Genomic DNA, 18,309 nt, shown 5'->3' with positions numbered 1-18,309 from the left:
CGTCGCCAAGGAAGGAGAGCACATGACCATCAAGCACTGGATCGGCGGCCGCGAAGTGGAGAGCCGCGACACTTTCACGACGCTGAACCCGGCGACGGGCGACGTCATCACCGACGTCGCATCGGGCGGCGAGGCCGAGGTCGACGCGGCCGTGCGCGCGGCGAAAGATGCGTTCCCGAAATGGGCGAACACGCCGGCGAAGGCGCGCGCGAAGCTGATGCGCAAGCTCGGCGAGCTGATCGAGAAGAACGTGCCGATGCTCGCGGCGCTGGAGACGCAGGACACCGGGCTGCCGATTGCGCAGACGAGCAAGCAGCTGATTCCGCGCGCGTCCGAGAACTTCAACTTCTTCGCGGAAGTGTGCGTGCAGATGAACGGCCGCACCTATCCGGTCGACGACCAGATGCTGAACTACACGCTGTACCAGCCGGTCGGCGTGTGTGCGCTGGTGTCGCCGTGGAACGTGCCGTTCATGACGGCCACGTGGAAAACGGCGCCATGTCTCGCGCTCGGCAACACGGCCGTGCTGAAGATGTCGGAGCTGTCGCCGCTGACGGCCGACCAGCTCGGCCGGCTCGCGCTCGAAGCCGGCATTCCGCCCGGTGTGCTGAACGTCGTGCAGGGTTACGGCGCGACGGCCGGCGACGCGCTCGTGCGGCATCCTGACGTGCGCGCGGTGTCGTTTACCGGCGGCACGGTCACCGGCAAGCGGATCATGGAGCGCGCGGGCCTCAAGAAGTATTCGATGGAGCTCGGCGGCAAGTCGCCGGTGCTGATCTTCGACGACGCCGATTTCGACCGCGCGCTCGACGCGTCGCTATTCACGATCTTCTCGATCAACGGCGAACGTTGCACCGCGGGCTCGCGGATCTTCGTGCAGCGCACGATCTACGACCGCTTCGTGCAGGAATTCGCGCGCCGCGCGAACAACCTGGTGGTCGGCGATCCGGCCGATCCGGGCACGAATCTCGGCGCGATGATCACGCGCCAGCACTGGGAAAAGGTGACGGGCTATATCCGCATCGGCGAGCAGGAAGGCGCGCGCGTGGTCGCGGGCGGCGCGGACAAGCCGGCCGGGCTGCCCGATCATCTGCGCAACGGCAACTTCGTGCGGCCGACCGTGTTCGCCGACGTCGACAACCGGATGCGCATCGCGCAGGAAGAGATCTTCGGGCCGGTCGCGTGCATCATCCCGTTCGACGACGAAGACGAAGGGCTGCGGCTCGCGAACGATACGGCGTACGGCCTCGCGTCGTACATCTGGACGCAGGACGTCGGCAAGGTGCATCGGCTCGCGCGCGGCATCGAGGCCGGGATGGTGTTCGTGAACAGCCAGAACGTGCGCGACCTGCGCCAGCCGTTCGGCGGCGTGAAGGAATCGGGCACCGGGCGCGAGGGCGGCGAGTACAGTTTCGAGGTGTTCGCGGAGATCAAGAACGTGTGCATCTCGATGGGTTCGCATCACGTCCCGCGCTGGGGCGTGTAACGGGCGCGTAGCGATTCGCCGCAAAGAACCATACGGAGACTTGAACGATGGGCAAACTGTCCCTCGCCGCGAAGATCACGCACGTGCCGTCGATGTACCTGTCGGAATTGCCCGGCAAGCATCACGGCTGCCGTGAAGCGGCGATCCGCGGCCACCGGCTGATCGGCGAGCGCTGCCGCGCGCTCGGCGTCGACACGATCGTCGTGTCGGACGTGCACTGGCTCGTCAACGCGGGCTATCACGTGAACTGCAATGCGCGGTTCGCGGGCACCTATACGAGCAACGAGCTGCCGCATTTCATCCGCGACATGCAGTACGCGTATCCGGGCAACCCGGCGCTCGGCCGGCTGATCGCGGAAACGGCCACCGAGCGCGGCGTCGCGACGCGTGCGCACGAGATCGACAGCCTCGAGCTCGAATACGGCACGCTCGTGCCGATGCGCTACATGAACGGCGACCAGCACTTCAAGGTCGTGTCGATCGCCGGCTGGTGCATGTGGCACACGCTCGACGAAAGCCGGCGCTTCGGCGAGGCGCTGCTCGAGGCGATCGAGAAGAGCGATTCGAACGTCGCGTTCCTCGCGAGTGGCTCGCTGTCGCACCGTTTCAACGACAACGGCAGCCCCGAGGAATCGATCCACCAGATCAGCCGCGAATTCTTCCGGCAGGTCGACCTGCGCGTGGTCGAGCTGTGGAAGCAGGGCGATTTCAAGACCTTCTGCGCGATGCTGCCCGAGTACAACGTGCATTGCCACGGCGAAGGCGGGATGCACGACACGGCGATGCTGCTCGGGCTGCTCGGCTGGGATCGTTACGACCAGCCCGTCGAGATCGTCACCGACTATTTCGCGAGCTCGGGCACCGGGCAGATCAACGCGATCTTCCCGCTCGCCTGAGCGCCGCATACCTATCAGGAGCGTTGCCATGCCACACATCGTCGTCGAATACACCGAGAACATCCGCGACGGCGCGCGCATTCCCGCGCTGCTGCGCACGATCAACGCGACGCTGATCGCGCAGGGCGGCGTGTTCCCGACCGGCGGCATCCGTTCGCGCGCGATCGAGCTGCACGACTACTGCGTCGCCGACGGCACGGAGGACGACGCGTTCGTCCACGTGACGCTGAAGATCGGCGCGGGCCGCAGCGACGAAACGAAGCAAGCCGCGTGCGACGCGCTGTTCGACGCGATCAAGGCCCATTTCGCCGAGTTGTACGCGAAACGCTATCTCGCGCTGTCGATGGAACTGACCGAGTTCAGCGAAAGCGGCTCGTACAAGCACAACAACATCCACGCCCGCTACAAGCGGGCCGGCTGAACCCCATTCCCGATCCGATCATGCTCGAACCCGCCATCATCGACCAGCTCGCGCACCGTCTGCACGACGCCGAGCGTGCGCGCACGCAGATCCGCCAGATCTCGCTCGACCATCCCGACATCACGATCGACGACGCGTATGCGATCCAGCGCGCGTGGGTGACCCTCAAGCTCGCGGAAGGCCGTACGCTGAAGGGGCACAAGATCGGCCTGACGTCGAAGGCGATGCAGAACACGTCGCAGATCGACGAACCCGACTACGGCGCGCTGCTCGACGACATGTTCTTCGAAGACGGCGGCACGATCCCGACCGGCCGCTTCATCGTGCCGCGCGTCGAGGTCGAGCTCGCGTTCGTGCTCGGCAAGCGGCTCACCGGCCCGAACTGCACGATCTTCGACGTGTACGACGCGGTCGATTACGTCGTGCCGGCGCTCGAGATCATCGACGCGCGCAGCCAGTCGATCGACCCCGACACGAAACGGCCGCGCAAGGTGTTCGACACGATCGCCGACAACGCGGCGAACGCGGGCGTCGTGATCGGCGGCCGGCCGGTGCGCCCGCAGGACGTCGATTTGCGCTGGGTCGCGGCGATCATGTCGCGCAACGGCGTGGTCGAGGAAACCGGGGTCGCCGCCGGCGTGCTGAACCATCCGGCGAACGGCGTCGCATGGCTCGCGAACCGGCTGTCGCGCTTCGACGTCGCGCTGGAGCCGGGGCAGATCGTGCTCGGCGGATCGTTTACGCGGCCGTGCGCGGCGCGTTCGGGCGATACGTTCAGCGTCGACTACGGCCCGCTCGGGACGATCCAGTGCTACTTCGAGTGAGGTGAGCGAACGATGCAGATGCCGTCGAATGTCTTCAAGGCCGCGCTCGCACGCGGCGACGCGCAGATCGGCCTGTGGCTCGGTCTCGCGAATCCGTACAGCGCCGAAGTGGTCGCGGGTGCCGGTTTCGACTGGCTGCTGATCGACGGCGAGCATGCGCCGAACACGGTGCCGACGATCCTCGCGCAACTGCAGGCGATCGCGCCGTATCCGTCGCATCCGGTCGTGCGCGTGCCGTGGAACGATCCGGTGATCGTCAAGCAGGTGCTCGATCTCGGCGCGCAGACGCTGCTCGTGCCGATGGTGCAGAGCGCCGACGAAGCGCGCGCGGCGGTGGCCGCGACGCGTTACCCGCCGCACGGGATGCGCGGCGTCGGCAGCGCGCTGGCGCGCGCGTCGCGGTGGAATCGCGTCGGCGAGTACCTGCATCGCGCGAACGACGAGATGGCCGTGCTCGTGCAGGTCGAGACACGCGCGGGGCTGGAAGCGATCGATGCGATTGCGCGGGTCGACGGCGTCGATGGTGTGTTCATTGGCCCGGCCGATCTCGCGGCCGATCTCGGTCATCTCGGCCACCCCGGGCACCCGGACGTGCAGGCCGCGATCGATGGCGCGATCCGCGCGATCAAGGCGGCCGGCAAGGCGCCGGGCATCCTGAGCGCGGATGAAGCGGCTGCGCGGCGCTATCTGGAAGCGGGTGCGTTGTTCGTCGCGGTCGGCGTCGATACGACGCTGCTGGCACGGAGCGCGGAGCGGCTTGCCGCGCAGTTCAAGGGGAACGGCGGCGATGTCGTGAAGAAGGGCGACGGCACGTATTGACGTAGTGGCGGGCGGTTTTTGTCTGCTGACCGCCGGCCGTTCGCCGTGCGGCTTCATGCACGCGCATGGCCGTATCTATTCCTCCGCTCGCCTTCCCGTCTCCATATACTTCCCCGGCGTCGTCCCCAGCGCACGCCGGAACATGTCGATGAACGCGCTCACGTTGTCGTACCCGAGATCGAGCGCGATCGTCGTCACCGGCACGCCGTCGGCGATGCGCTCCAGCGCTCGCAGCAGCCTCGCCTGCTGACGCCACTGCGCGAACGTCAGCCCCGTCTCGGCGACGAAGCGGCGGCTCATCGTCCGTGCGCCGATGCCGGCCCATTCGGCCCATTCCTCCAGCCGCCGGTCGTTCGCGAGATCCGCGGCCAGCGCATCGGTGATCTTCACGAGCCGCGGGTCCCGCGGACGGACCAGCCCCAGCGCCTCGGCTTCCGATGCTGCGATTTCGTCAAGGATCACGTCGGCGATCCGGGTCTGCGCGGCATCCAGTTCCGAGTCGCCCCAGCTTGCGGCGCGCTGCACGGCTTCGCGCAGCAGCGGCGTCGTGCGGATCGCGCGCGGCGTCGCCGGCAGCGTCGCGCAGCAGGCTTCGGCGACGAACGCCGACCAGCCCGAAATCGGCCCGAACGAGCGCAGCGAATGCCGGCAATGCGGCGGAATCCAGATCGCGTGGATCGCCGGCACGACCCATTCCTGGTCGTCGAGGCCGATCGTCACCAGCCCACTCAGCGCGCCGACGAGCTGGCCGCGCGCATGCGAATGCGGCGCGGTGATGCGCGGGTCGCGTTGCGACAGGACGGCGGCGACCACGAACGGGCCGTCGTCGGACGTGACGAAGCGGGCGGGCAGGAGTGGATCGGACATGGCCGGATATCGGTATCGAATGGCCGTTATACCGGAGATCGGCCGGTTTCGCACGCCTACACTGCGTCCATCGATGACAACCGGAGTAAGACGCGATGCGAGCCGAACAGATGCTGCCCGACCATGCCAATCAAATCGATGCCGGCGGAACGACGATCCGCAAGGGGACCGTCGGTGCGTTTCTGGTCAATGCGCGTGTGTTGACCGATCCGAACGCCGCGCCGGCGGAGAGGGCGCGCGCGGAGGCCGATGCGATCGACGCGTTGCCTGCACTGCGTGCGCTCGGCCTGTTCGACGTACTGGAAGTACGCGATCCCGCGCTGCGCGCGTGGCTCGATGCCCGGTAAAGGCCCACCGTCCAGGATTGAGGGAACCACCATGAAAGCAGCAGTCGTTGAAGGCGCTGGACAGCGCCCGATTTATACGGAGTTCGAAACGCCGCGCGCGATGCTGGGCCACAGCCTGATTGACGTGACGGCGTCCGCGCTGAGCCGCATCGCGCAGGGGCGCGCGGCGGGTACGCATTATTCCTCCGTTGGCGGTTATCCGTTCGTCGTCGGTGTCGACGGCGTGGGGCGTCTCGACGACGGTCGGCGCGTCTACTTCTTCGGTGCACCCACGCCGTTCGGCGCGATGGGCGAACGCACGATCGTGCCCGATACGCAGTGCGTGCCGCTCCCGGACACGCTTGGCGATGTCACCGCCGCGGCGATCGCGATTCCCGGGATGTCGTCGTGGGCGGCGCTGACCGAACGCGCGCGGTTCGTCGCGGGCGAGACGGTGCTCCTCAATGGCGCAACGGGCACGTCGGGGCGGCTCGCGGTGCGGATCGCGAAGCATCTCGGCGCGGCGAAGGTGATCGCGACGGGCCGCAACGCGGCCGCGTTGCAGGCGTTGTTGAGTGCCGGCGCGGACGCCGTCGTGTCGCTGCAGCAGGACGACGCCGATCTGGCGCGGGCGCTCGAACCGCATTTCCGCGCGGGCGTGGATGTCGTGCTCGATTATCTGTGGGGCGCCAGCGCGCGGACGCTGCTGGGCGCCGCCGCGAAAGCGACACCGGGCGGGCGGCGGCTGCGTTTCGTGCAGATCGGCTCGATCGGCGGCGCGGACGTGCTGGTGCCCGGCGCCGTGCTGCGGGCGACCGCGATCGAACTGATGGGCAGCGGGATCGGCAGCGTGTCGCTGCCGCGCTTGCTGGCGTCGGTGCGCGGCGTATTCGAAGCGGCGGGGGATGCAGGACTCACGATCGACACGCGCACCGTGGCGTTGTCGGCGGTCGGTGAACATTGGGGCGATGCGAGCAGCGTCGTGCGATTGGTATTCACGATGCGCGCTGACTGAACGGCGACGGGCGTGCAACGGCCATCGTCTGCCAAGGGGAAGGGCCAGAAGACGGGCGACCGCGCGTATTGAGAGCGAGGTTCGCAGGTCTTGTCAGGGAGGCTATCGAATTTCGCCATTGCTAATAAGATGGTGCATTTGAGAACCCGCTTGGGAGTGCGCGATGCCCCATACCTCGATGTCCGATACGATCTTGCCGGCGGAGCGTGAGGTGCCGTCCACACCTGATCAAGCTGCTCGAATCGATCCGATGCGTTACAAGACCGAACACGATCAGGCGAGCGCCAGTGCGATGGACGAGTTGAGTCGGCAAGCGCAGGAGTTCGGGATGGGCTACGAATGTCAGGGTCGCCGTTCACAGTTGGCAACGATGCTTGGGAGCCTTGTCCTACACCGCGAGGCTGCCTGGCGCTTGTTTCGAGACATGCGTTTTCCGCCAGAAACGAACGAATACATGTGGAATCCATGTCAGGTGATGCGGAATGCTTCGCGTTCGCGACTCCATCGGATCCGTGATTTTTGATGAATGGCGCATGCGGAACATTGTGAGGCGGTGAGTGGGCCTGTATGGTCCGGGATTCCACAACGCAAGGGAACGCACGGTGCGCGATAAAGATAGAATCCCATACTTAAGGATCAACAAGCTGATTTGGAAATGGAAGCTATGCGACGGGGACGATGGGGGCATCCCGGCGTGTGATCTCGGCCTGTCACTAGCAATGGCTCCGCCGGTGAGCGAGTCCTCAGTAGAGCAATCTACGCCCGTTGCGCGAGTCGACAAGCGCGATTCGCTCGACAAGATGGTGGACGACATCGAAAGGGTCGCGGCTGCGTTTTCTCGCTTCAGGAAATGGCTGGATACGCCTGTTCCGCCCAAGCAACCGAAGCCGATGGAGAAGGAAAGGATGGTGCCGCCTTTCGATATTCAGCAAATTCCCGATGCTATGCGCAAAGAGCATATGCCAGTTTCGGCGAAACTGATGGAGCGGTGGTTTGCAGGAGAGCTTAACTACTCGGCCACATCAAAAGATCAGCGGAACGAGATCAATCAGAACGGCGAACTCTACCCGGAGTCGATGATCGATCGAACCACCATAAAACTGGATTGGGTTCTCAAGCACGCGCGTGCCAAGAGGCAGTACGATAATCTCGTGAATGTCGACATATACAGCCCGCGCGCATATGAAACCCTCAAGGACATTCTTGGTCGCTATCGCAGACGCGGGGATGTATCGCCTTGGACGGTCAGCGGCTACGATATTCGCAAGCTACACAAGGAATTCCAGTTCCAGCGAGCGGCTGTGGAAAGTTCCTTTGAGCAGAAAGCTTTGCAGGCTGTGCGGCGGCTTCCGGATGCCGGTGTTCCTGACGACCTGACCGGTGCGTTGGGGGCTTTCAATCTGTATGCAGGGGTAGCTCGCGTTATCTTCGACGCCGAAGGAAAGGAGGCGACGGTCACCCACATCGTTATATACGTCAGGGATGGGTATTCCTTTGACGGGGCTGCAGATTCACGATCCCAGTACCTGGGCCACTGGAGCAAAAACGGTGTGATTATCGTGCCAAGTTACACTGCAGCGAATCTTGCAGATCAGCCGTGGTTTGATTTTCCGGTCGTGTCCGGCAGTACGGTCGCAAACCTCTATGAGCCAGGGAAGGTTTACTATCCGGTCCGGAATCGCTCGTTCCGAGACTGGCAAGCCAGACATCATCGAGGCGGTGACTTCATCATATTTTCCGACTACAAGCCGATTATGCTGGACAAACCAATAACGGTGTATTTCGAATGAACGGATTGGCGACCACCATGCAAGGGGCGGGTATCGTTGCGCTTGCAGCAATCGCGCTGTTCGGAATCGCTGCATGCATGTTGACAGTTGTCCTATACAGCCTCGCGCACCAAGAGGGGCGCGCCGCACGAATGAGATCTGGAATGAGAGCGCTCGGTTTTGGCGTGGCAGCTGTGACTGTGTTGGGCTGCGCCGGTTCTTACTATCAGGATGCGCACGTCCGCGCACGAGCGACTCAGTTTGATACCGAACTCTCCAGGAACGATGGGGGGCGCTACACGGCGCAATACACCTATCTGCCTGGGGACCGCATTCTTTTGCGACTGTATCGGACATCTGACATGCGATTGCTTGCCGAGCGTACTTACACGTACCCGGATGCCGTCCGTTTGGTATGGACTAAGGAATCCTTGGTATTTGATTCTGCCGTCGAGGGCGATGGCGAGATCAAGCTACCGCCTACACTGTTCGATCGATTCAAGGCTATGTTGCCGTAGTCGACCGCACTTCGTGCTTATCCGATGCCGTATTGTGCGCCCGAATGGCGCAGGATAATGCGCGACGGCGCACGAGGACCGGCACCGCATCGAATAGAGGCGGGCGGCCACATGTACCGCCGCCCGTGCCATTCGGTCAGACTCAAAACCGCTGCTGAATCCCCGCCGTGACCCCGACCTGCGTGGTGCCATACCCGTTGAAATCGCGCGACACGCCGACTTTCTGGTCGTGTTTCGCGATCGCGAACGCCCCGGCCGCATACAGCACCGTGCGCTTCGACAACGCGTACTGCGCGCGCACCGACACCAGTGTCGGGTCGGCATCCGTGCCGCCCTTGATGTTCTGGTGATAGACGGCCGCGATCAGCGAGAACGTCGGCGTGAACTGGTACGACCCGCCGAGCCAAACCATGTCGCTCAACTGGTTCGCCGCCGTGGTGCGGAACGTGCGCTTGTAATTGCGGTATCCGGCCATCGTTTTCAGGTTGCCGAAGTCGTAGCTCAGGCCCGCGTGGATGCCTTGAATGTAGTTGACGGTATCGGCCGGCGTGACGCTGTCGGCCGCACCGTTCTGCCGGTCGAACGTGACGACGGCGGCGAACGGCCCCGTCTCGTAACCGATCGCGAAATCGTACTTGGAGCTGGTCTTCACGCTGCCCGGCACGTTGCCGAAACCGTACAGCGCGCCGAACTTGAAGCCGCTGAATTCGCCGTCGTAGCGCACGGCGTTCGACGAGCGCGTGAACATGCCGTCCTTGCGGCCGCCCGTCGCCATCGACGACGAGGCCCACGAATAGTTCTGCGAGTAACCCATCGGGTCGAACGGCATCATGTAGTCGTACGTGACGGTGAAGTTGCGGCCAAGCGTCAGCTCGCCCCATTTGCTTTTCAGGCCGACCGTCGCGCGGCGCGCGAAGATCGAGTCCGGGCCGTCGTCGGACGCACCGTTCGCGAGATCGATGCCGCTTTCGAGCCGGAACACGGCCTTCAACCCGCCGCCGAGATCCTCGACGCCGCGCAAGCCCCAGCGCGACGTGTTCTTGTTGCCCGACTTCAGCTTGATCGAATTGCCGCCTTCCGGTGCCGCATGGTTCGCGAATTCGATGCCGGCGTCCATGATCCCGTATATCGTGACCGACGACTGCGCGTGCGCGACCGGCGCGGCGAGACAGGCGGCTGCAGCCGAACCGGTGAGGACTACTGCTCGAATAGAACGTTCTGCGCGTGACTTCATTTTGACGGTGTCTCCTGGGTTGTTTTAGGCGGGGTGAAACGGAAAACGGGCACGCAGCGCGCCATCGGCGGACGCGATGAAGCGTCCGTCGATGCGAGTCGCAAAGGGATACGCGCTCGACTGCCAGCGCGGCGGCGCGCGAGCCGCCGCGATCGGGTCAGCCCGCTTTCGCGAACGCCCAGCAGTCGTTGGTCGGGAATTCGATCCAGTGCTTGCCGGCCGCGCGCGGCACATGGCCGAACGCACGCAGGCGCATGTCGCCGCAATGGAACAGGTATTCCCATCGGTCGCCGAGATACATCGACGTGACGAGGTCGGCCTGCAGCCGGTTCGCGCCCGGGCCGTCGGCGACCTGCACGCGTTCGAGACGGATCACGGCCTGGGCGTCCTGGCCCGGCGCGAGCGTGTCGCGGGCAAGCGCTTGCAACTCCCAGCCGTCGCCGGCGAGCGTCACGCATTCGCCGTCGATCGCGGCGACGCGCGCGTCGATGCGGTTGTTGCTGCCCATGAACTCGGCCGTGTACAGCGAGCGCGGCGCACCGTACAGCTCGGCCGGCGTGCCTTCCTGCTCGATGCGGCCGTTGCGCAGCAGCAGGATGCGGTCGGACATCGCCATCGCTTCGGTCTGGTCGTGCGTCACGCACAGGGCCGACAGCCCGAGCGACACGATCAGCTCGCGCAGCCACGCACGCGCCTCCTCGCGCAGCTTCGCGTCGAGGTTCGACAGCGGCTCGTCGAGCAGGATCACCGGCGGGTTGTAGACGAGCGCGCGGGCGATCGCGACACGTTGCTGCTGGCCGCCCGACAGCTGATGCGGAAAGCGCTCGGCGAGATGGCCGAGGCCGAGCTGGTCGAGCGCGGTCCGCACGCGCTGCTTCTGTTCGGCCGGCGCGACGCGGCGCAGCTTGAGGCCGTAGCCGACGTTGTCGGCGACGGTGCGGTGCGGCCACAGCGCGTACGACTGGAACACGAGGCCGAGCGAACGCTGTTCGACGGGCAGGTCGATGCGTTGCGCGCCGTCGAAGAACACGCGCTCGTCGAGCTGGATGCGTCCGTCGGACGGCTGTTCGAGGCCGGCCACCGCGCGCAGCAGCGTGGTCTTGCCGCTGCCCGACGCGCCGAGCAGGCACACGACTTCGCCGGCCTTCAGTTCGAACGACACGCCCTTGAGGATCGGGTTGGCGCCGTAGCTGAGGTGCAGATCGTCGACGATGAGCTTATCCATGAAGTTTCACTCCGAAGCGCAGGGCCACGCCGAGACCGGCGCCGACCATCGCGATGTTGATGACAGAGAGCGCGGCGACCTGGTCGACGGCGCCGGTCGCCCACAGCGACACGAGCAGCGCGCCGATCACTTCGGTGCCGGGCGACAGCAGGTAGACGGCGGTCGAGTATTCGCGCTCGAAGATCATGAAGATCAGCAGCCACGCGGCGAGCAGGCCGAAGCGCACGAGCGGCAGCGTCACGTCGAGCGACACGCGGCTGCGCGTCGCGCCGACGCTGCGGCCGGCTTCTTCCAGCTCGGGGCCGACCTGCAGCAGCGCGCTCTGGATCAGCCGCATCCCGTACGCGAGCCACACGACCGTGTACGCGATCCAGATGCTCCACATCGAGTTCTTCAGTTCGCGCAGGCCGGGCACGAACAGGAAAATCCACAGGAACGCGAGACCGGCGAGCAGGCCCGGCACCGCGCGCGGCAGCAGCACGAGGTAGTCGAGCAGCCTGGTCGCCCAGTCGGGGCGACGGTGGCCGGCGAACGCGACGAGCGAGTAGAAGCCGATCGCGAGCGCGCCGCCGATCACGCCGATGCCAAGCGTGTTGACGATCGCGCGCACCAGGTTGTCCTGCTCGAACAGCTCGATGAAGTTCGACAGCGTCAGTACCTCGGCGAGCGCGACGCCTTCGCCCCAGTTGGTCACGAACGCGCGCAGCACGATGCCCGAGATCGGCACGATCACGGTCAGCATCAGCCACAGCGCGACGATCGCGAGCGCGACCCAACGCCACACGCCGAGCGGCAGCACCGTCGCGCGGCCGGCCTTGCCCTTCACGGTGACGAAGCGGCTCGCGGTCTTCAGCAGGCGGCGCTGCAGCAGCACGAGCGGGAACGTGATCGCGACGATGCACACGGCGACCGCGGCCATCAGGTGATACGACGGCACGCCGAGCTTGTTGGTCAGCTTGTACAGGTAGGTCGCGAGCACGAGGTGGCCTTCCGGGTCGCCGAGCACGAGCGGCAGCCCGAACACCTCGAAGCCGAGGAAGAACACCAGCACGCCGGCGAACAGCAGCGCGGGCATCGTCATGGGCAGGCTCACGTCGAGCGCGACGCGGAACGGGCGGGCGCCCGTCACGCGCGCCGCTTCCTCGACGTCCGAGCCGAGGTTGCGCAGCGCGGCCGACGAATACAGGTACACGTGCGGCACGTGCGTGAGGCCGACGATCACCGTGATCGCGAAGATCGAATACACGTTCCAGGGCACGTTCTGCACCCCGAACAGTTCCTTGAACCACACCGAGTAGAAGCCGACCGGGCCGGCCGCGACCACGTAGCCGAACGCGAGCACCATCGGCGACACGAACACCGGCGTGAGCAGCAGCGGTTCGAGCCAGCGGCGGCCGGGCAGGTCGGTGCGCACCATCAGGAACGCGAGGATGCCGCCGAGCGGGATCGAGATGAACAGCATCCCGCCGGCGATGATGAACGAGTTCTTCACGGCCGACCAGAAGTCGGGATCGCTGAAGATGAAGCGGAAGCCGTCGATGCCGAGCGTCTTGTTCGCGTCGAAGAACGGCGCGGACAGCAGGCTCTGGAACAGGATGAAGCCGAGCGGCAGCGCGACCGCGACGGTCAGTACCGCGACGACGATCCAGCGCAGCATGCCGGCGAGCGGCTGCAGGCGGCTGACCGGCAGCGCGGGAACGGCGTCGCGCGGGCCGACGGCGGGCGGAACGGCCGGTGCCGTGCCGCGTGTGCTGGTTGAAAGCATGAGTTCGCCCCTGCGGCCATCCGGATGGCCGCCTCAAGGAAGTCGGTGAGGAGAAGGGGCTGCCCGCGCGACGGGCGGCGGGCAGCCTGGGTCAGCCGAAGCCGATCAGCGCTTGATCGCCTGCTGCCATTGCTTCAGGAACGCGAGACGCTTCGACTGGTCGAGATAGACGAGCAGGCCGGTGCCGATCTGGATCGGCTTCAGCGAATCGCCGAGTTCCTTCGTGAGGCTCGCGGCCGACGTCTCGCCGGTCACGTCCGCGCGGATCGCGTACAGGTTCGCCTGGTTCGCGATCAGCGTCTGGCCGCGCTTGGACAGCAGGTAGTCGACCCACAGCTTCGCGGCGTTCGGGTTCTTCGCCTTCTTCGACACGGTGGCGAGGCGGCTCACGACCTGTGTGTAGTCCTTCGGAAACACGTAGCCGATCGACTTGTCCTTCTTCGCCTTCGCGTACGCGTACGAACCGATGATGTTGTAGCCGATCAGGTTCTCGCCCGACGAGATGCGCTCCATCATCGCGCCCGTGCTCGACTGCAGCTTCGGGCCGGTCGCGCCGATCGCGTTTACCAGCTCCCACGTGACCTTCTCGTTCACGTGCGCGTCCTGGGTCAGGTAGTTGAAGCCGACGCCCGATTTCTCGATGTCGTAGGTCGTGACCTTGCCCTTGAACTTGTCGGCCTGCGTGGTGAGCAGCTTGATCAGCTCGGCGCGCGTCTTCGGCACTTCGTTTTCGGGGATCAGGCGCTTGTTGTAGACGATTGCGAGCGGCTCGAACGTCGTGCCGTACGCCTGCTTCTGGTATTGCGCCCATTGCGGCACGTTCGGGCTTTCCGGCGAATCGTAGGACGCCATCAGGCCGTCGTTGACGAGCTTGACCTGCAGGTCCATCGCCGAGCTCCACAGCACGTCGGCGCTGGTGCTGCTCGCCGCGTTCTCGCTGATGTAGCGGTTGTACAGCTCGGTGCTGTTCATGTCGTTGTACTCGACCTTCACGCCGTACAGGCTTTCGAAGTCCTTGATCAGCGGACGTACGAGGCCCGTGTCGGTCGTCGAGTAGACGATCAGCTTGCCTTCCTTCTTCGCGGCGTCGATCACGCCCTGGTAGTTCCCCGGGTAGCCGGCCGGAACCTGCGCGGCGGCGCTGCCGGCGGCGGCGCCCAGAACGACCGCCAGCGCGGCGGCGAGGTGCTTCGGTGCAAACGGCATGTCTTCCTCCAGTGATGCGTCGATGTTGTTCGAGTGACGCGGATGTTAAGTGCGACGCACTTTCAGCCCGCTTTCATTTCCGTTCACAATCGTGCCGTTCGTGTCATGGATTTCCCGAGGTCGACGCGGCCGCCGCCGCGGGTTTCGCGGCGCGCGGCAGGGTTCGAAAGGGAGAGGGGGCGAGGTTGCCGGCTACGCGGACGCGGCCAGCAGTTGTCCGAGGAGGCGGCCGCCATGCCGCGCGTGCGCGGCCGTCAGTGCCGCATACCCGACGACGACGCCCGCTTCGCACCGGGCGCTTCGACAGAAGCCGCGGATCGGCTGCAACTCGATGCCCGCCGCGCGGGCTTGCGACACATACGCAGCGTCATCGATGCCGGGTGGCAGCCACAGCACGAAATGAAAGCCCGCATGCTCGCCGGACACCGTGTATCGGCCGCCCGCATGCTTCGCCAACTGGTCGAGCACGATGTCGCGCCGCTGACGGTATGCGTGGCGGGCGGCGCGCAGGTGCTTCGCGAAATCGCCGTGGCCGATGAAGCGCGCGAGCGCGAGCTGCGGCGCGACGCCGACCGAGCGCGCGGTCGCGTGCCACACGGCGGACAGTGCCGGCCGCAGTGCCGCCGGCACGACCATGAAGCCGATGCGCAGCCCGGAAAACAGCGTCTTGTTGAACGACCCGCAGTAGATCACGCGATCGCACGCATCGAGCGATTTCAGCGCGGGCAGCGGGGCGGTCTGGTAGCTGAATTCGCCGTCGTAGTCGTCCTCGATGATCCACGTGCGGTGGCGTTGCGCCCAGTCGAGCAGTTCGAGCCGACGCGACACCGACATCGTGACGCCGAGCGGCGCCTGATGGGCCGGCGTCACGTAGGCGGCGCGCGCATCGGGATGGCGGTCCAGCGATGCGGTGTCGATGCCTTCCCGATCGACCGGCACGTCGATCACGGTCGCGCCCGCGAGCGTGAAGATCTGCCACGCCGACGCATAGCCGGGATCCTCCATCAGCACCGTCGAGCCGGGCGCGAGCAGCGTGCGCGCGACGAGGTCGATCGCGTGGCGGATGCCGGTCGTGATGACGATGTCGCCGGCCTCGCACGGGATGCCGCGGTATTCGCGCAGGTACGCGGCGATTTCGGCGCGCAGGCTGTCGACGCCCTGGGCCGGCGTCGCGCCGAGCTCGTCGGCCGTCGCGGCAAGCAGGCCGGCGCCGAGCGCCTTCTTCCATTGCTGCATCGGCAGCAGGCCGGGATCGGCGAGCCGCGCGACGAACGGGACGCCCGGACGCACGCCGTGCTCGGGTTCGGCCGCGGCGGCCGGCGCCGGGGAGGCGGCGGCGTGGAGCGGGGCGCCGTCGCGCGACTGTGCGGCCGCGCGCAGATAGCTGTCCGGCACTACCGCGCAGACCCGTGTGCCGGACCCCTGCGTGCGGGCGATGTAGCCCTCGGCGCACAGGATGTCGTATGCCGCTTCGACGGTGCCGCGTGCGACGTCCCAGCGCGCGGCCAGCGTTCGGCTTGATGGCAGCGGGCTGTCGGCGGGCAGCAGGCGTTTCAGGATCGCGTCGCGAATCGTGTCGGCGATGCATTCCTGCTTCGACTGCGGACTGCCGCCCGACAGCCCGGCGGGGCGCGGCAGATCCAGCGGAATCGCGGCTTTGCCTCGCGGCATAGTGGTCCAGTCAATAGTCGATTTAATGGCCCTTCAGCTTATATCACTTTCGCCTTAGATTGCTGTCGACCCCACCCATCCTGACCGAAACGGACTCACCGCATGAAGACGCGCTCATTACCCCGATGGGGCTGGCTGTTCCTGCTGATGCTCGTGGTGTGCCTGCCGCGCGTCACGATCGATGCGTACCTGCCGTCGCTGCCCGCGATGGCGGACGCGCTGCACGGCACCGACGCGCAGTTGCAGCTCACGCTGACCCTGTACATGGTCGGCTATGCGCTGTCGATGCTGGTGTCGGGGCCGCTGTCCGACCGCTACGGCCGACGTCCGGTGCTGCTCGGCGGCCTGGGCGTGTACGTCGTCGCAAGCGTCGCATGCGCAGGGTCGACGAGCATCCCTGCGCTGATCGCCGCGCGCATGTTCCAGGCGCTGGGCGGCTGCACCGGGACCGTGATCGGCCGCGTGATCGTGCGCGAACGTTTTCCGGCCGCGACGCAGGCCACGATGCTCGGCCATATTTCGGCCGGCATGGCGCTGTCGCCGGTGGTCGCGCCGCTGGCCGGCAGCGCGATCGCCGAGTGGCTCGGCTGGCGCGGCGTGTTCGGCTGGCTGGCGGCGGGCGGGCTGGTCGCGGCCGCGATGGTGCTGCGCTACCTGCCCGAGACGCGCGAATGCGACGCGCGGCCGCCAGCCGGCGCCAGCGCGGGGTTGCTGCGAACCTACGCCGGCCTGCTGCGCGAGCGGCGCTTCCTGCGCTATTCGCTCGCGATCAGCTTTGCTTACTGCACGTACTACCCGTTCATCGCGGAATCGTCGACGCTGTTCCAGCGGCACATCGGCGTGTCCGGGCCGGTCTATGCGGCGATCTTCGGCGTGACCGTACTCGGCTATCTGGTCGGTTCGAATATGTTCGCGCGGATCAGCGCGCGCTGGTCAGCCGATTCGGTCATCGCGGCGGCGGCGGCCGTCAATCTCGTCGGCGCCGCCGTGCTGGGGATCGGCGGCGCGATCGCCCCGACTTCGGTGACGGCCCTCGTCGCACCGATGTTCGTCGTGATGATCGCGGTCGGGATCGCGATTCCGGCCTGCCAGTTCGCGGTGATGCAGCCGTATACGAAGATCGCCGGTACGGCGTCGGGGCTGTTCTTCTTTATCCAGATGGCGATCACGGCCGCGTGCGGTGGCGTGCTGGCGTGGCTGTCGGACGGCACCGCGCGCCCGATGATCGCCATCACGGCCGGCGCGAGTATCGCGTTCGTCGCGGTGGTGGCCGGTTTTCGCGAGCGGCGTGTGACCGGCGATGCGCGCATCGCGGCGCGCAACCGTCCGGCTGCCGAGCGCTGAGCGGCAGCCGCCGGCGCCGCCCGCGGCCGCTTCGCAACACCCGCGCAACCCGTGTTTGCGCGAGGCGTGGAGACGGAAAGGATCATGTAATGTAGCGGGCTGTCGCTGACCTTACCGGAATCCCCATGCGCGTGCTGCTCGTCGAAGACAACCCGAACCTGGCCCAGTCGCTGAACGACGCGCTGAGCGCCGCGCGCTTCGCGGTCGATCACATGGCCGACGGCGAGGCGGCGGACCACGTGCTGCGCACGCAGGATTACGCGCTGGTGATCCTCGATCTCGGGCTGCCGAAGCTCGACGGGCTGGAGGTGCTGCGGCGGCTGCGCGCGCGCCGCAATCCGGTGCCGGTGCTGATCCTCACCGCGCACGGGTCGGTCGAGGACCGCGTGAAAGGGCTCGATCTCGGCGCCGACGACTATCTCGCGAAGCCGTTCGAATTGACCGAACTGGAGGCGCGCGCCCGCGCGCTGATCCGGCGCAGCCTCGGTCACGAGCACTCGCGCGTCGAATGCGGGCCGCTTTCGTACGACAGTATCGACCGCGGCTTCCATCTCGCGGGCGAGCCGCTGTCGCTCACGCCGCGCGAGCGCTCGGTGCTCGAGGTGCTGATCCTGCGCAACGGCCGCGCGATCAACAAGGACACGCTGTCGGAGAAGATCTTCGGGCTCGACGAATCGGTCAACGCGGACGCGATCGAGATCTACGTGTATCGCCTGCGCAAGAAGCTGGAGAACACGGGCGTCGCGATCGTCACGCTGCGCGGCTTGGGCTACTTGCTCGAAGCGAAGGCGGACGAGTGATCCGCCTTCACGCTCACCGTCATTCACTGGCCCCCGAGGAGGCGCATGCCGTCGCCGGCCGGCTTCGCAACGACGACCTCCGGCCCGGGCGCAGGGTAATGCGCCGCGAATACCCCGCCATGC

The 18,309-nt window shown here is 66.2% G+C and carries 18 protein-coding genes; 12 read left to right on the top strand and 6 right to left on the bottom strand.

Going from position 1 to position 18,309, the window contains the following annotated elements; all coding sequences use genetic code 11:
- Nucleotides 1–22 precede the first annotated feature (22 nt).
- The 5 genes from hpaE to hpaI are packed head-to-tail and all read left to right on the top strand — an operon-like array spanning nucleotide 23 to nucleotide 4,446.
- Complete coding sequence (gene hpaE / locus HWX76_RS00205; RefSeq protein ID WP_050010895.1) at nucleotides 23–1,486, top strand: 5-carboxymethyl-2-hydroxymuconate semialdehyde dehydrogenase; 1,464 nt, start codon at nucleotides 23–25, stop codon at nucleotides 1,484–1,486.
- A 47-nt stretch (nucleotides 1,487–1,533) separates the two neighbouring features.
- Nucleotides 1,534–2,382 (top strand): 3,4-dihydroxyphenylacetate 2,3-dioxygenase, encoded by an 849-nt coding sequence (gene hpaD / locus HWX76_RS00200; RefSeq protein WP_050010896.1) that lies wholly within the window; start codon nucleotides 1,534–1,536, stop codon nucleotides 2,380–2,382.
- A 28-nt stretch (nucleotides 2,383–2,410) separates the two neighbouring features.
- A complete protein-coding gene (locus HWX76_RS00195) occupies nucleotides 2,411–2,803 on the top strand; it encodes a 5-carboxymethyl-2-hydroxymuconate Delta-isomerase (protein ID WP_124630298.1) in 393 nt (130 codons plus the stop codon).
- 20 nt (nucleotides 2,804–2,823) lie between these two features.
- Nucleotides 2,824–3,627 carry a 2-oxo-hept-4-ene-1,7-dioate hydratase gene (gene hpaH / locus HWX76_RS00190; RefSeq protein WP_089489299.1) on the top strand — a complete coding sequence of 268 codons (804 nt, stop codon included), beginning with the start codon at nucleotides 2,824–2,826 and terminating at the stop codon, nucleotides 3,625–3,627.
- A 12-nt stretch (nucleotides 3,628–3,639) separates the two neighbouring features.
- Nucleotides 3,640–4,446, top strand: coding sequence for a 4-hydroxy-2-oxoheptanedioate aldolase (gene hpaI, locus HWX76_RS00185; protein WP_124554174.1), 807 nt, complete (start codon nucleotides 3,640–3,642; stop codon nucleotides 4,444–4,446).
- A 75-nt stretch (nucleotides 4,447–4,521) separates the two neighbouring features.
- Here hpaI and HWX76_RS00180 read toward each other — a convergent pair whose 3' ends face one another.
- A complete protein-coding gene (locus HWX76_RS00180; RefSeq protein WP_124630297.1) occupies nucleotides 4,522–5,313 on the bottom strand; it encodes a helix-turn-helix transcriptional regulator in 792 nt (263 codons plus the stop codon).
- Nucleotides 5,314–5,408: 95 nt separating this feature from the next.
- Between HWX76_RS00180 and HWX76_RS00175 the strand changes: the two genes are divergently transcribed.
- From HWX76_RS00175 to HWX76_RS00155, 5 genes are all read left to right on the top strand, one after another.
- The gene (locus tag HWX76_RS00175) at nucleotides 5,409–5,660 is read left to right on the top strand and encodes a hypothetical protein (protein WP_050010900.1); all 252 of its coding nucleotides are present in this window, start codon (nucleotides 5,409–5,411) and stop codon (nucleotides 5,658–5,660) included.
- Between the two features lie 31 nt (nucleotides 5,661–5,691).
- A complete protein-coding gene (locus HWX76_RS00170) occupies nucleotides 5,692–6,654 on the top strand; it encodes a zinc-binding alcohol dehydrogenase family protein (RefSeq protein WP_176015330.1) in 963 nt (320 codons plus the stop codon).
- A gap of 178 nt (nucleotides 6,655–6,832) precedes the next feature.
- A complete protein-coding gene (locus tag HWX76_RS36585; protein ID WP_244137923.1) occupies nucleotides 6,833–7,177 on the top strand; it encodes a hypothetical protein in 345 nt (114 codons plus the stop codon).
- Nucleotides 7,178–7,256: 79 nt separating this feature from the next.
- A complete protein-coding gene (locus HWX76_RS00160) occupies nucleotides 7,257–8,444 on the top strand; it encodes a DUF6402 family protein (protein ID WP_176015329.1) in 1,188 nt (395 codons plus the stop codon).
- The gene (locus HWX76_RS00155) at nucleotides 8,441–8,941 is read left to right on the top strand and encodes a hypothetical protein (protein WP_244137922.1); all 501 of its coding nucleotides are present in this window, start codon (nucleotides 8,441–8,443) and stop codon (nucleotides 8,939–8,941) included. The genes HWX76_RS00160 and HWX76_RS00155 overlap by 4 nt, the downstream gene beginning before the upstream one ends.
- A 142-nt stretch (nucleotides 8,942–9,083) precedes the next feature.
- Here the strand turns inward: HWX76_RS00155 and HWX76_RS00150 are convergent, their stop codons facing one another.
- From HWX76_RS00150 to HWX76_RS00130, 5 genes are all read right to left on the bottom strand, one after another.
- The gene (locus HWX76_RS00150; protein WP_089489303.1) at nucleotides 9,084–10,175 is read right to left on the bottom strand and encodes a porin; all 1,092 of its coding nucleotides are present in this window, start codon (nucleotides 10,173–10,175) and stop codon (nucleotides 9,084–9,086) included.
- Between the two features lie 157 nt (nucleotides 10,176–10,332).
- Nucleotides 10,333–11,400 carry an ABC transporter ATP-binding protein gene (locus HWX76_RS00145; RefSeq protein ID WP_176015328.1) on the bottom strand — a complete coding sequence of 356 codons (1,068 nt, stop codon included), beginning with the start codon at nucleotides 11,398–11,400 and terminating at the stop codon, nucleotides 10,333–10,335.
- Complete coding sequence (locus HWX76_RS00140) at nucleotides 11,393–13,165, bottom strand: iron ABC transporter permease (protein ID WP_050010904.1); 1,773 nt, start codon at nucleotides 13,163–13,165, stop codon at nucleotides 11,393–11,395. Before HWX76_RS00140 ends, HWX76_RS00145 begins: the two co-directional genes overlap by 8 nt.
- A gap of 105 nt (nucleotides 13,166–13,270) precedes the next feature.
- Complete coding sequence (locus tag HWX76_RS00135; RefSeq protein WP_124593296.1) at nucleotides 13,271–14,371, bottom strand: ABC transporter substrate-binding protein; 1,101 nt, start codon at nucleotides 14,369–14,371, stop codon at nucleotides 13,271–13,273.
- Nucleotides 14,372–14,563: 192 nt separating this feature from the next.
- The gene (locus HWX76_RS00130) at nucleotides 14,564–16,042 is read right to left on the bottom strand and encodes a PLP-dependent aminotransferase family protein (RefSeq protein ID WP_176015327.1); all 1,479 of its coding nucleotides are present in this window, start codon (nucleotides 16,040–16,042) and stop codon (nucleotides 14,564–14,566) included.
- Between the two features lie 102 nt (nucleotides 16,043–16,144).
- Here HWX76_RS00130 and HWX76_RS00125 point away from each other — a divergent pair, with 102 nt between their 5' ends.
- Together HWX76_RS00125 and HWX76_RS00120 are read left to right on the top strand one after the other, a co-directional pair.
- Entirely contained in the window at nucleotides 16,145–17,386 is a 1,242-nt protein-coding gene (locus HWX76_RS00125) for a multidrug effflux MFS transporter (protein ID WP_050010907.1), read from the top strand.
- Between the two features lie 125 nt (nucleotides 17,387–17,511).
- Complete coding sequence (locus tag HWX76_RS00120) at nucleotides 17,512–18,186, top strand: response regulator (RefSeq protein ID WP_050010908.1); 675 nt, start codon at nucleotides 17,512–17,514, stop codon at nucleotides 18,184–18,186.
- Nucleotides 18,187–18,309: the final 123 nt, after the last annotated feature.

The organism is Burkholderia sp. BCC0398, assembly GCF_902833245.1.
GTDB lineage: Bacteria > Pseudomonadota > Gammaproteobacteria > Burkholderiales > Burkholderiaceae > Burkholderia > Burkholderia sola.
This window is presented reverse-complemented; position numbering and strand designations above follow the sequence as displayed.

Bases quoted from the DNA above. Each gene is read 5' to 3' on its own strand.
- HWX76_RS00145 (WP_176015328.1), bottom strand. From the start codon at position 11,400: ATGGATAAGCTCATCGTCGACGATCTGCACCTCAGCTACGGCGCCAAC.
- HWX76_RS00195 (WP_124630298.1), top strand. From the start codon at position 2,411: ATGCCACACATCGTCGTCGAATACACCGAGAACATCCGCGACGGCGCG.
- HWX76_RS00150 (WP_089489303.1), bottom strand. From the start codon at position 10,175: ATGAAGTCACGCGCAGAACGTTCTATTCGAGCAGTAGTCCTCACCGGT.
- HWX76_RS00175 (WP_050010900.1), top strand. From the start codon at position 5,409: ATGCGAGCCGAACAGATGCTGCCCGACCATGCCAATCAAATCGATGCC.
- hpaI (WP_124554174.1), top strand. From the start codon at position 3,640: ATGCAGATGCCGTCGAATGTCTTCAAGGCCGCGCTCGCACGCGGCGAC.
- HWX76_RS00155 (WP_244137922.1), top strand. From the start codon at position 8,441: ATGAACGGATTGGCGACCACCATGCAAGGGGCGGGTATCGTTGCGCTT.
- HWX76_RS00125 (WP_050010907.1), top strand. From the start codon at position 16,145: ATGAAGACGCGCTCATTACCCCGATGGGGCTGGCTGTTCCTGCTGATG.
- HWX76_RS00130 (WP_176015327.1), bottom strand. From the start codon at position 16,042: ATGCCGCGAGGCAAAGCCGCGATTCCGCTGGATCTGCCGCGCCCCGCC.
- HWX76_RS36585 (WP_244137923.1), top strand. From the start codon at position 6,833: ATGTCCGATACGATCTTGCCGGCGGAGCGTGAGGTGCCGTCCACACCT.
- HWX76_RS00170 (WP_176015330.1), top strand. From the start codon at position 5,692: ATGAAAGCAGCAGTCGTTGAAGGCGCTGGACAGCGCCCGATTTATACG.
- HWX76_RS00180 (WP_124630297.1), bottom strand. From the start codon at position 5,313: ATGTCCGATCCACTCCTGCCCGCCCGCTTCGTCACGTCCGACGACGGC.
- HWX76_RS00140 (WP_050010904.1), bottom strand. From the start codon at position 13,165: ATGCTTTCAACCAGCACACGCGGCACGGCACCGGCCGTTCCGCCCGCC.
- hpaD (WP_050010896.1), top strand. From the start codon at position 1,534: ATGGGCAAACTGTCCCTCGCCGCGAAGATCACGCACGTGCCGTCGATG.
- HWX76_RS00135 (WP_124593296.1), bottom strand. From the start codon at position 14,371: ATGCCGTTTGCACCGAAGCACCTCGCCGCCGCGCTGGCGGTCGTTCTG.
- HWX76_RS00120 (WP_050010908.1), top strand. From the start codon at position 17,512: ATGCGCGTGCTGCTCGTCGAAGACAACCCGAACCTGGCCCAGTCGCTG.
- hpaH (WP_089489299.1), top strand. From the start codon at position 2,824: ATGCTCGAACCCGCCATCATCGACCAGCTCGCGCACCGTCTGCACGAC.
- hpaE (WP_050010895.1), top strand. From the start codon at position 23: ATGACCATCAAGCACTGGATCGGCGGCCGCGAAGTGGAGAGCCGCGAC.